Origin of the sequence: Paenibacillus sp. OAS669 (genome assembly GCF_014873645.1) — a bacterium.
GTDB classification, from domain to species: domain Bacteria; phylum Bacillota; class Bacilli; order Paenibacillales; family NBRC-103111; genus Paenibacillus_S; species Paenibacillus_S vulneris.
In genome coordinates, this window is record NZ_JADBDR010000026.1 from 1 (window position 1) to 12,799 (window position 12,799).

The 12,799-nt window shown below is 49.4% G+C and carries 11 protein-coding genes and 1 rRNA gene; all 12 read left to right on the top strand.

Translation table 11 applies throughout. The features are described 5' to 3' along the window. Positions 1-91, top strand: a 5S ribosomal RNA gene (rrf, locus tag GGC63_RS32640); the annotation flags it as partial. 215 nt (positions 92-306) lie between these two features. Beyond that, complete coding sequence (locus GGC63_RS32645) at positions 307-768, top strand: CtsR family transcriptional regulator (protein ID WP_079915013.1); 462 nt, start codon at positions 307-309, stop codon at positions 766-768. A 12-nt stretch (positions 769-780) separates the two neighbouring features. After that, positions 781-1,299 (top strand): hypothetical protein, encoded by a 519-nt coding sequence (locus tag GGC63_RS32650; RefSeq protein WP_192705822.1) that lies wholly within the window; start codon positions 781-783, stop codon positions 1,297-1,299. A 28-nt stretch (positions 1,300-1,327) separates the two neighbouring features. Continuing rightward, on the top strand, positions 1,328-2,401 hold the full coding sequence (locus tag GGC63_RS32655) for a protein arginine kinase (protein ID WP_079915011.1): 1,074 nt from the start codon (positions 1,328-1,330) through the stop codon (positions 2,399-2,401). A 58-nt stretch (positions 2,402-2,459) separates the two neighbouring features. Next, positions 2,460-4,901 carry an ATP-dependent protease ATP-binding subunit ClpC gene (gene clpC, locus GGC63_RS32660; protein ID WP_192705823.1) on the top strand — a complete coding sequence of 814 codons (2,442 nt, stop codon included), beginning with the start codon at positions 2,460-2,462 and terminating at the stop codon, positions 4,899-4,901. 153 nt (positions 4,902-5,054) lie between these two features. Next, positions 5,055-6,422 (top strand): DNA repair protein RadA, encoded by a 1,368-nt coding sequence (radA, locus tag GGC63_RS32665; protein ID WP_192705824.1) that lies wholly within the window; start codon positions 5,055-5,057, stop codon positions 6,420-6,422. A gap of 287 nt (positions 6,423-6,709) precedes the next feature. Then, complete coding sequence (gene disA / locus GGC63_RS32670) at positions 6,710-7,786, top strand: DNA integrity scanning diadenylate cyclase DisA (RefSeq protein ID WP_079915008.1); 1,077 nt, start codon at positions 6,710-6,712, stop codon at positions 7,784-7,786. A gap of 74 nt (positions 7,787-7,860) precedes the next feature. Further along, a complete protein-coding gene (pssA, locus tag GGC63_RS32675; protein ID WP_079915007.1) occupies positions 7,861-8,595 on the top strand; it encodes a CDP-diacylglycerol--serine O-phosphatidyltransferase in 735 nt (244 codons plus the stop codon). Positions 8,596-8,746: 151 nt separating this feature from the next. Next, positions 8,747-9,841, top strand: coding sequence for a PIN/TRAM domain-containing protein (locus GGC63_RS32680; protein WP_192705825.1), 1,095 nt, complete (start codon positions 8,747-8,749; stop codon positions 9,839-9,841). A gap of 52 nt (positions 9,842-9,893) precedes the next feature. Further along, on the top strand, positions 9,894-10,598 hold the full coding sequence (ispD, locus tag GGC63_RS32685; protein ID WP_192705826.1) for a 2-C-methyl-D-erythritol 4-phosphate cytidylyltransferase: 705 nt from the start codon (positions 9,894-9,896) through the stop codon (positions 10,596-10,598). Next, positions 10,595-11,080: a 2-C-methyl-D-erythritol 2,4-cyclodiphosphate synthase gene (ispF, locus tag GGC63_RS32690; protein WP_192705827.1), complete on the top strand. Its 486-nt coding sequence runs from the start codon at positions 10,595-10,597 to the stop codon at positions 11,078-11,080. Before ispD ends, ispF begins: the two co-directional genes overlap by 4 nt. Positions 11,081-11,132: 52 nt before the next feature. Next, positions 11,133-12,590, top strand: coding sequence for a glutamate--tRNA ligase (gltX, locus tag GGC63_RS32695; RefSeq protein WP_192705828.1), 1,458 nt, complete (start codon positions 11,133-11,135; stop codon positions 12,588-12,590). The last annotated feature ends 209 nt before the right edge of the window (positions 12,591-12,799 follow it).

Consider the following 12,799-nt stretch of genomic DNA (forward strand, 5'->3'; position numbering starts at 1 on the left):
ACGCGTACCCATACCGAACACGAACGTTAAGCCTTCCAGCGTCGATGGTACTTGGACCGAAGGGTCCTGGGAGAGTAGAACGTCGCCAAGCAAATCCAAAAGTCTTTCCGTATAATTCGGGAAGGCTTTTTTGCATTTACAGCATCTTTTGCATGAAACGACCTTGCCACAGGGCATAAAAAAAAATGAAGAGTCAACAATAAATTGAGTGAGCTCCATAGTTGCAAATTTTCAGAAAACTGCTATAATGATATTAAAGTCAAAGAAAGTCAAAGTCAATTTACTTCTGGGAAGGAGGATGAATTGATGCGTAATGTCTCTGAAGTCATTGAACACTATTTGAAACAGATCATCCAGCAGAGCACTGACGGGATTGTGGAAATTCAGCGCAACGAGCTGGCGGATCAATTCGACTGTGTCCCTTCCCAAATCAACTACGTTATCAGTACACGGTTTACTTTGGAAAAAGGATACATCGTCGAAAGTAAACGCGGTGGCGGAGGCTATATCCGCATCCAGAAAATCGAGCTCAAGACCCATGGGCCGGTGCACGACCACATTTTCAAAACCATCGGCACCCACATCGATCAAACCGCTTCGGAAGGCTTACTGTATCAGCTAGAGGAGAACGGCTATCTCTCCCCTAGGGAAGCAGCGATTATGAGAGCCGCGATAGCGAGGGAAGTGCTGGTTTTGAAGTTGCCGCTGCGCGATGAGATCCGGGCAAAAATGTTAAAGGCTATGCTGATATCCTTGTTGAGTAAATAAGGAGGGACTTGTATGCTTTGTCAGGAATGTGGTAAAAAACAAGCTACACTGCATTTCACCAAAATCTTGAATGGTGAAAAGACCGAGTTCCATATTTGTGAATCATGTGCCCGTGAAAAGGGGGAGCTGATTCCAGGAACGCCGAACGGCTTTTCCATTCACAACCTTTTATCGGGACTTCTTGATTTTGAACCGTCCTCTCATAACTCTATGGCGGCCAAGACGCCTCCAAGCCGATGTGAGCAATGCGGATTGACTTACTCGCAATTCAGCAAGCTGGGACGGTTTGGATGCAGCTCCTGCTATAAGTATTTTGGAGAAAAGCTTGATCCTTTGTTTAAACGAGTACATGGAAATATTAGCCACACGGGAAAGGTTCCAAAACGTTCCGGTGGGTTAATTAAGCATAAGAGAGAAATCGAAACCTTAAAGAAAGAGCTGCTGGTGAAAATTGAGAAAGAAGAGTTCGAGGAAGCGGCTCATCTGCGGGACGTCATACGCGATCTGGAAAAAAAGGTAGCCGAAGGCTGAATTCCTTTTTGAGTAGGGAGGTGGAATTATGACAGCAAAACGATTTACAGAGCAGGCTCTAAGCGATTGGATGAAAGGTGACGGACCGGATTCGGACATTGTCATTAGCAGCAGAATCCGCATTGCAAGAAATTTGCAGTCTTACCCTTTCCCTATGCTGGCTACAAACCAGCAGTCCAAGGAAGTACTGGATCAAGTATCGAAAGTTCTAAGCAACGAAGATCTTCATACCATCAGTCATTTTTCTCTGGTCCCGCTGGATGAATTGAACGAGCTGGAAAAGCGGGTGCTGGTTGAGAAGCATCTGATCAGCCCGGCTCTGGCTGACGAATCCCGTAACGGAGCTGTCATCCTGAGCGACAACGAATCGATCAGCATTATGGTGAATGAAGAGGACCATTTGCGAATACAATGCTTGTGCCCGGGTTTTCAAATCAAAGAGGCCTGGGATATGGCGAACCAGATTGACGATATTTTTGAGGTACAGCTGGACTACGCATTTGATGAGAAAAGAGGCTTTTTGACCAGCTGTCCGACGAATGTGGGAACGGGTATTCGGGCCTCCGTCATGATTCACTTGCCGGCACTGGTTCTAACCCAACAAATTAACCGTATTTTATCGGCGATAACACAGGTGGGGCTTGCGGTTCGCGGTTTGTATGGCGAAGGCAGCGAGGCGCTGGGCAACCTGTTCCAAATTTCGAACCAAATTACGCTAGGGCAATCCGAGCAGGAGATCATAGACAACCTGCACGGAGTTGTAAGACAGCTTATCGAGCACGAACGGGCTGCCAGAGAGAAGCTCCAGTATGAAACGAAGGCGAAGCTTCTGGACCGTATCAGCCGCTCCTACGGGATTATGTCCTATGCGGCTATTATGGATTCCAAGGAAGCCGCTCAGCGCCTCTCTGACGTTCGATTGGGCATTGATTTGGGAATCATCAAGAATGTCCCTACGCAAGTCATGAATGAGCTTTTGGTCATGACCCAGCCGGGTTTTTTACAGCAATATGCAGGAGAAAAGCTTACTCCTGAAGAAAGAGACATAAGAAGAGCGCAGTTGATACGCGAGAAATTTTCGCAGGAGAAAGCTTCATGCTAATTAACGCACTCTTCCGGCGTGCTTTCGATCAATTTATTCTTTCATGGAGGTGTTACACATGATGTTTGGCAGATTTACGGAACGAGCGCAAAAGGTGTTGTCTTTGGCACAAGAAGAGGCCGTTCGTTTAGGTCATAATAATATCGGCACCGAGCATATTTTGCTGGGGCTGATTCGTGAAGGCGATGGTATCGCAGCCAAGGCGCTTATCGCTTTGGGGTTGGGACTTGAGAAGATTCAAGACGAGGTTGAGGCATTAATCGGCAGAGGGCAAGAACAGCCGACGAATATCGCTTATACGCCGCGCGCGAAAAAAGTGATTGAACTGTCGATGGATGAAGCCCGCAAGCTGGGTCACACCTATGTAGGAACCGAACATATTCTGTTGGGACTCATCCGTGAAGGAGAAGGCGTCGCAGCCCGCGTTCTGAATAATCTCGGGGTTAGCCTGAATAAGGCCCGCCAGCAAGTCCTTCAGCTGCTAGGAAGCAGCGAAGTGGTGTCTACGAACCATGGTAACACCGCTAACGCGAATACACCTACGCTGGACGGATTGGCTAGAGATTTGACGGCCTATGCCAAAGAAGGCAACCTGGACCCTGTGATTGGACGCAGTAAAGAAATCGAGCGCGTGATTCAAGTGCTTAGCCGCAGAACCAAGAACAATCCGGTCCTGATCGGGGAGCCGGGGGTTGGTAAGACAGCGATTGCCGAAGGACTTGCACAAAAAATTATTAATAACGAAATTCCTGAAACGTTAAGAGATAAAAGGGTTATGACCCTGGATATGGGCTCGGTCGTTGCCGGTACGAAATACCGCGGCGAATTCGAGGACCGTCTGAAAAAAATTATGGATGAGATTCGCCAAGCGGGTAACATCATCCTGTTCATCGACGAGCTTCATACATTGATCGGTGCAGGCGGAGCCGAGGGCGCCATCGATGCTTCCAACATTCTGAAGCCGGCGCTGGCTAGAGGCGAGCTGCAATGTATCGGTGCTACTACATTGGATGAGTACCGTAAGTATATCGAGAAAGACGCGGCGCTGGAGAGACGTTTCCAACCGATTACGGTGGATCAGCCTTCTCCGGAAGAAGCGATTCAAATCTTGCACGGACTGCGTGATCGTTATGAAGCGCATCACCGTGTGAAAATTACCGATGAAGCGATCGAACAAGCAGTAAAACTATCCGACCGTTACATCACAGATCGATTCCTGCCGGATAAAGCGATCGACCTGATCGACGAGGCGAGCTCCAAAGTAAGGCTTCGCTCTTACACGGTACCGCCAGATCTGAAAAAGCTGGAAAGCAAGCTCGAAGATATTCGCAAGGAGAAGGACGCGGCGGTTCAAAGCCAAGAGTTCGAAAAAGCGGCTTCCCTGCGGGATACAGAGCAAAAGCTGCGTGAAGAGCTGGATTCGACCAAAAATGAATGGAAAGAAAAACAGGGACGTACCGATTCCGAAGTTACACCTGATGATATTGCTCAGGTTGTGGCAAGCTGGACCGGCATTCCGGTAGTGAAGCTGGCGGAAGAAGAAACCGAGCGTCTGCTGAAAATGGAATCCATCCTGCACGATCGCGTGATCGGGCAAGAGGAAGCCGTTAAAGCCGTCAGCCGGGCTATTCGCCGCGCTAGAGCCGGATTGAAAGATCCTAAGCGCCCGATGGGCTCCTTCATCTTCCTGGGACCTACAGGGGTTGGTAAAACCGAGCTGGCACGCGCTTTGGCCGAATCCTTGTTCGGTGACGAGAATGCCGTGATTCGGATCGATATGTCCGAGTATATGGAGAAGCATTCGACCTCCCGTCTCGTAGGGGCTCCTCCGGGATATGTAGGCTACGAAGAAGGCGGCCAGTTAACCGAAAAGGTTCGCCGCAAGCCGTACTCCGTCGTTCTGCTGGACGAAATTGAAAAAGCGCATCCGGAAGTATTCAACATCCTGCTGCAGGTGCTCGAGGACGGACGTCTGACCGATTCCAAAGGCCGCACAGTGGACTTCCGCAATACGCTGATCATTATGACCTCCAACGTCGGAGCCGACACCATCAAGAAAAATTCTTCGCTTGGCTTCACAGCAATGCATGATGCCGGCAAGGATTACAACAATATGAAAGACAAAGTGATGGGCGAGCTGAAAAAGAGCTTCCGTCCGGAGTTCTTGAACCGGATTGATGAAATCATCGTGTTCCACTCCCTGGAGGAAAAACACATCGCCGAAATCGTAACCCTGATGGCCGAGGATCTTCGCAAGCGCCTGAAAGAGCAGGAAGTGGACTTTGTCTTGACGGATAACGCCAAGGCATTCCTGGCTAAAGAAGGCTTTGATCCGACTTACGGAGCAAGACCGCTGCGCAGAGCCATTCAGAAGCATATCGAGGATCGGCTGTCTGAAGAATTGCTTCGCGGACATATTTCCAAGGGCGATACGTTGACGATCGACGAGCAGGACGGGGAATTGACCGTGACTCGCAATCAAGGCGTTGCAACATCTTAATAAGCTTTTGCGTTATACATCCTGTACCCTGACTCGGGTGCAGGATGTTTTTGCGTTTTATGGGGGATAAGGGTTTTCTTTACCCCCACGAAATGGTAAACTTTGATAAGATACGATAGGCAACGGATGGAACATCAGCTAGGAGAATAATCAATGGCCAAACAAAAAACGAAATTTTGCTGCCAGGAGTGCGGCTATGAATCGCCGAAATGGCTGGGGAAATGCCCCGGCTGTCAAGCATGGAATACATTTGTGGAAGAAGTGGAGACCGTCACCAAAACGCAAGGCATCTCTTCTTCCTTACTGAAGTCGAAAGAAAAGCCTGTTTCGATCATAAATATTAAGAGCAGCGAAGAACAGCGTATCGTAACACGGAACAAAGAACTAAATCGGGTTCTCGGCGGAGGCCTGGTGCCGGGATCGCTGCTGCTTGTCGGCGGAGACCCGGGGATAGGCAAATCTACGCTGCTTCTGCAAACCTCGCATGATTTGACCCTAAGTAATCAAAAGGTACTGTACGTATCGGGTGAAGAATCGGTTAGGCAGACCAAGCTGAGGGCAGATCGGCTAAACGCAGCATCCGAACAATTGTTCGTATTGTGCGAAACGAACCTGGAATTAATTGAAGCCGCCATTGAAGAGGTGCAGCCTGATTTTGTCGTTATCGACTCGATACAGACGGTATATCATCCTGCTATCGGCTCGGCCCCGGGAAGCGTTTCGCAGGTAAGGGAATGCACGGGTCATTTCATGCGAATTGCCAAGATCAAAGGCATTGCGACCGTTCTTGTCGGGCATGTGACCAAAGAGGGGGCCATCGCAGGCCCGAGAATGCTGGAGCATATGGTGGACTGCGTGCTTTATTTTGAAGGGGAGCGTCACCATTCCTATCGTTTGCTCCGCGCGGTCAAAAACCGCTTCGGTTCAACGAATGAAATCGGCATTTTCGAAATGCAGGAGAGCGGACTAGTTGAAGTCAACAACCCTTCGGAGCTGTTTTTGTCCGAGAGGCCGCTCGGAGTATCCGGCTCTACTGTTGTAGCCAGTATGGAGGGAACCCGGCCGGTGCTCGTTGAGCTGCAGGCGCTGGTCTCTTCGACTAATTTTCCTTCCCCTCGGAGAATGTCAACCGGGATCGACCACAATCGGCTGGCATTAATCATAGCCGTACTTGAGAAGCGGATGGGCATGTTTTTGCAAAATCAGGATGCTTACGTTAACGTGGCCGGAGGGGTAAAGCTCGATGAACCGGCTGTCGATCTCGCTATAGCGGTCAGCATAGCCTCCAGCTTAAGGGAACAGCCTACCCAGCCGTTCGATGTGGTATTCGGCGAGGTGGGGCTGACGGGTGAAGTAAGAGGCGTTTCGCGGGTCGATCAGCGGGTAAAGGAAGCGGAGAAGCTTGGATTTAAGCGGGTCATCGTTCCGGAAAAAAGCCTGAAGGGCTGGACTCCTCCAAACGGGATAGAAGTCATAGGCGTCAATACGGTAGCCGAGGCGTTAAAGGCTGCATTGGGATAAAATGGTATTTTGGAAACCGATCCATACGGAAAGCGTAAAGTGATACGGGGGACCCCTAGGAAACGTGAGCGTCCGCTGTCGGGATATATAATATGAATTTCCTGATAACAACAGCGGCCGATAGGGGGCTGCCACCTGGAGACCGGAGCTATTACAGCTTTCATAGAAATCTGACTTTCCCGTCGGAAAGTCCAAGCAAAGCTTACGAAGTAGGTTTTCCTACGGAAAACCCGAAGAGAATGCTTACGAAGTAGACTTTCCTACGGAAAGTCCTTAGGAGGGACAACATGAGCAAGGAAGAAACCAAAAGAGATATGAGCCAGCTTCTGCAGATGGTAGCGCCAGGGACCGCTTTCCGGGAAGGGCTCGAGAACGTGCTCCGGGCAAAGACAGGCGCGTTGATCGTCGTCGGTTACAGTCCGGAAGTGATGGAAATCGTGGATGGAGGCTTCTCTATTAACTGTGACTTCTCGCCGAACTATTTGTACGAGCTTGCGAAAATGGACGGCGCGATCATTCTAAGCGAAGATTTGAAGCGTATTCTGTACGCCAATACACAGCTGATACCGAATTCCTCCATAACCTCTTCCGAAACGGGGATTAGACACAGAACGGCAGAACGCGTGGCCAAACAAACCTCCAAGCTCGTGGTGTCCATCTCCCAGAGACGAAATGTAATTACGCTGTATCAGGGGAATTTGCGGTATGCGCTGAAAGACATGGGAGTCATCCTGACCAAGGCGAACCAGGCGATTCAGACGCTGGAGAAATACAAGTCGGTGCTTGACCAGGCTCTGACCAATTTGGGCGCATCCGAATTTGAAGAGCTGGTTACGCTGCATGATGTAACGAATGTGGTGCAGCGCATCGAGATGGTGCTGCGCATCAAATCCGAGATTAAGCGGTACATTAATGAGTTGGGAACCGAAGGCCGTCTTATTAGTATGCAGCTGGAAGAGCTTGTCGGTGCAACGGAGCACGAGGCGCTTCTTTTGATCAAAGACTACGTCAGAGAATTGAATGAGGATAAGGTTAAAGATGTCCACCACAGCCTAAGACGTCTTGCAACGGATGAAATGCTGGATCATTCTCATATCGCCCGGATTCTCGGCTACCCTCATGCCAGCATCAGCGCTGAGGATACGGTATCGCCTAGGGGTTACCGTGTGCTGAACAAGATCCCACGTCTCCCGTCGGTGATTATCCAAAATTTGGTGGAGAAATTCGGTCAGCTGCCTCATTTGATGATGGCTACCATCGACGAACTGGATGAAGTCGACGGTATTGGGGAAGTCAGGGCACGTGCGATCAAAGAGGGTCTGAAACGAATTCAAGATCAAGTACTCATTGACAGACATATTTAACTTGCATACAATCAGAAAGTAGCCTAATATAATAAGTTATATTAGGGTACAGTATAACCAGAGGTGGACAAATAATGCTAACTAAATCTATTCCCAATCTTTTTACATTAGGGAACTTGTTTTTAGGATTTATATCAATCATTCTTGCTTTTAACAAGGAAGCGGAGTGGGCGGCGATTATGGTCATTATTGCCATGCTGTGTGACGGCTTGGACGGTCGCGTAGCAAGAGCGCTGAATGCCCAGAGCGAATTCGGTAAAGAGCTGGACTCTTTGTCGGATGTCATTTCGTTCGGTGTTGCTCCGGCTTTTATTATGTATGTAGTCGCTTTTACCGACATGCCTGCTGCGGCTGCCTGGATCGTAACAGCGATCTTCCCGATTTGCGGCGCGCTTCGCTTGGCTCGGTTTAATGTGGTAGCCGGTGTTCCGGGGTATTTTATCGGTCTTCCGATTCCGGCAGCCGGAGGCGTTCTTTGTACGCTGGCGTTGTTCCATACCGAACTGAACACGATTATTTTGGTGTTGAGCACCCTGTTGTTATCGTACTTAATGGTTAGTACTGTGAAATATCCTAACTTCAAAAAAGTCGGTATTCCGAAAAAAGCCATCTGGATTACACCGATAGTCGTCGCTATCGCCGTATTCGTAGCTTATAAATTTCCGGGCACCTTATCCAAAATGATCTTTGTACCGCTGCTGTTATATGCACTGTACGGCTTAAAAAAAAACGTTGAACGCCTCCTGCCGAAACGGAGAAGAAAGAACAACTCCAGAGACGAGGCCAATTCCGAAACCAGATCTATGTAAGAACAGCGAAAATGAAAAGCATTTATTTTCCTTGAAAAGGGAAGTAAATGCTTTTTTTATTTTTTTCTTGAGCTGGAACGATTAGGCAGGAAACTTTTGGTTCATAATTGTAACGAGGTATTTTTAATTTCAACGTTTTGGAGGTGATTCTATGATGAAAAGATGGTTGCAATGTTTATTTGCAGTTATCGGGGGCGTGTTGGGATATGAGTGGAGTGATACCGTCGGACAACCATTTTTTAAAATCATAGAAACGGTGTTCGGTTTGGAGCAGGTAAGCGGAGAAGCTTACTGGATGATGTTTGCCGGAGTAGCGCTTTTTTATTTGGTTAGTTCCTGGACAGTGAATTATGGGCTGCAAATGATGCAAGCTAGCGAAGAGAAAGTATCGGCAATGCCTATTGCGGATATAATCGCAGGAACATTAGGGATGGTCCTTGGATTCTTGATGAGTGTGATGCTATTGACCCCGTTCGAGCAAGCAGGACTATTCTCGCCGCTCCTTCAAGTGATTTTCACGGTAATGTTCGGGATTATTGGCTTTCGTCTTGGCTATGTGAAGAGAGAAGAGCTTATCGTGCTGCTCACCAAAAGCAGTTCAGGCAAAGAACGAGGCTCCAATGAAGGAAAGGGCTTCGAGGAGCATAAGATTCTCGATACCAGCGTGATTATCGACGGACGTATTGCGGATATTTGTAAGACGGGATTCATTGAAGGGACACTGGTCATTCCCGAGTTTGTGTTAGAAGAGCTGCAGCATATTGCGGATTCGTCAGACTTGCTTAAAAGGAACAGAGGGCGACGGGGGCTCGATATTTTGAATAAAATTCAAAAGGAGCTCGAAGTGAAGGTGCTGATCTATGAAGGGGATTTTGAAGAAATCTCCGAGGTGGACAGCAAGCTGGTGAAGCTGGCTAAAGTGCTGCAGGGCAAAGTGATCACGAACGATTTCAATTTGAATAAAGTATGCGAGCTGCAAGGAGTCTCCGTACTGAATATTAATGATTTGGCTAATGCCGTCAAGCCGGTCGTGCTGCCGGGTGAAGAAATCCTGGTTCAGGTCATTAAGGACGGCAAGGAGCACGGGCAAGGCGTTGCTTATTTGGATGACGGAACGATGATCGTGGTCGAGGGAGGCCGTGATTTCATCGGAACGACTCTGGATGTTCTTGTTACGAGCGTGCTGCAGACATCTGCGGGAAGAATGATTTTTGCCAAACCGAAACTATTGGAAAAAGCGCTCTAAAACGTATATGATAGGAAGAGTGCATCGTAAAGATAAGTAGTAGGTGAAGGCTATGAATCAGCTGGGAGTCGTAATCGTAGCGGCAGGGAAAGGCTCGCGGATGCGGACCGAGGAAAGCAAGCAATATTTGGAATTGGACGGTAAACCGATCCTGGTACATACGCTGGCGCTGTTCCAACGAATTGCCCATGTCGATACGATCGTATTGGTCACAGGGGCAAACGATGTGGAACGCTGCAAGGCTTACGTGGAACAGTACGGGCTTCATAAAGTGCGTCATATCATTGTCGGCGGCAAGGAACGGCAGGATTCGGTGTACCGGGGGCTGCAGGCGCTTAAAGGAAGCGTGGAATGGGTTATGGTCCATGACGGGGTACGCCCTTTTGCTGCAGAGGAGCACATCATGGCGTGCTGGCGTAAAGCCAAGGAGACCGAGGCCGCCGTGCTGGCCGTTCCAGTTAAAGATACCATTAAAGTAGTCGATCCGGAGGGAACGATCCAGTCCACCCCGGACCGGCGCAGCTTGTGGGCGATTCAGACCCCACAAGCTTTTCGTTTTTCCTTATTGCTTGAGGCCTATGAGCGGGCTGAGAAGGACCATTTTACAGGGACGGACGACGCTATGCTGGTAGAGAGGATCGGCACGCCGGTGCAGGTTGTGGAAGCGGATTATTATAATATTAAAATAACGACTCCCGAGGATCTTCCATGGGCGTCGTGGATCATACAAAATGTCAGGGGAGAGGACAAATCATGATTCGAGTGGGACAAGGATTTGACGTGCATCAATTAGTAGAAGGGCGTAAATGTATTATCGGGGGCGTAGAGATCCCATATGAAAAAGGATTGCTGGGCCACTCTGACGCCGACGTGCTGCTGCATGCCATCAGCGATGCCATACTCGGCGCTCTCGGGCAGGGCGATATCGGTAAGCATTTTCCGGATACAGCGGCGGAATACAAGGATGCAGACAGCTACAAGCTGCTGCTGGACGTATGGAAGCTGGCGAAGGAAGCGGGATATAGGCTCGGAAATATCGACTCGACGATCATTGCCCAGAAGCCTAAGATGGCTCCGCACATTCCGGCTATGGTTCAAAGAATTGCGGAAGCGCTCGAGGCAGACCCTTCTCAAGTGAATGTCAAAGCGACGACGACGGAGCAGCTCGGCTTTACCGGACGGGGAGAAGGAATCGCCGCACAATCGGTTGTTTGTTTGATTCAAGGTGTGCTATCATAACTACTACCTATAGGGTTTAACGGTTTTTGCAGATAGGAGAGGAGCATCAGCAATGTCAGAACAATTTCGCGTAAGATATGCACCAAGCCCGACGGGCCATCTTCATATCGGTGGCGCGCGTACGGCTTTATTCAACTATTTGATCGCCCGTAAGAAGAACGGGCAGTTCATCATCCGGTTTGAGGATACGGACCAAACCCGTCACTTGGAATCGGGAATCGACAGCCAGCTGAACGGGTTGAAGTGGCTTGGCCTCGACTGGGACGAAAGCGTGGACGTAGGCGGTCCTTACGGCCCTTACCGTCAAACCGAGCGTCTAGGCCTTTATCGTCCGTTTGTCGAGAAAATGCTGCAAAACGGTCATGCGTACCACTGCTATTGTTCCGAAGAGGATCTAGAGCAGGAGCGGGCAGAACAGGAGGCTCGAGGCGAGATGCCTCGTTATTCCGGCAAATGCCGTCATTTGACTCTGGAGCAGGTAGAGCAATTTAAAGCGGAAGGACGCAAGCCTTCCATCCGTTTCCGCGTGCCGGAAGACAAGATCATTGCGTTCGAGGATCTTATCCGCGACCATGTCGAGTTTGAATCCAACGGCATCGGTGACTTCATCATCGTGCGACCGGACGGCATTCCGACGTACAACTTCGCGGTTATTCTAGACGATCATTTGATGAACATCACTCTCGTTATTCGCGGCGAGGAGCATTTGTCCAATACGCCGAGACAAATTATGATGTATGAGGCTCTGGGTCTTCCTGTACCTGATTTCGCCCACTTGGCGCTGATCTTGAATCAGGACCGCAAAAAAATGAGCAAGCGTGACGAATCTATCATCCAGTTCATTGAGCAATATAAGGAGCTGGGTTACTTGCCTGAAGCGGTATTGAACTTTATTACGCTGCTTGGCTGGTCACCGAAGGGGGAAGAAGAAATCTTCACCAAGGAGGAGCTGATCGCTCAGTTCGATCTGGATCGACTCTCCAAGAGTCCGGCTGTCTTTGATATGGACAAGCTGAACTGGATGAACAATCATTATTTGAAGAAAGCGGAGCCTTCGCGCGTAGTGGAGCTGGCACTTCCGCATCTGCAAAAAGCGGGACGCGTTCCGCAGGAGCTTACGGCCGAGCAGCAGGAATGGGTGAGCCGCCTTATCGGGCTTAACCAGGACAGAATGCAATATGCCGCCGAAATCGTGAAGCTTTCCGACCTCTTTTTCCAAGAGAATGTAACGGTGGAGGACGAGGAGGCGAAGGCCGTTCTTGCGGAGGAATACGTTCCTGTCGTACTGGGAAGCTTCCTGAAGCAAGTAGAGGAAGCAGAGTCATTCGCGGTGGAGAACATTCCCGGATTGCTTAAAGCAGTGCAGAAGGAAACCGGCTATAAAGGGAAACAGCTGTTTATGACGATCCGCGTCGCTCTGACGGGTCAAGTTCACGGGCCGGATTTGAACATGTCCTTGTATTTGCTCGGCAAGGATAAGGTCATTGCCCGACTGAAGAAGTTATTGTAAACCTTACGGTTTTTCGTTATACTAAGTAACATTAATAATTGATGATGGCGTTGAACAGGAGAGTACGATTGAACAGGGATTTGCAGAGAGGGTGACCGGGCTTGCCGCGTAAAAGCGGGGCTTGTGCTGGAAGTTATCCATTCCCGTTAATCCGAATTGCACCTGGGAGCCGCACTGACGAGCTTTTTCCCCATGGGAAAACAGGGTAG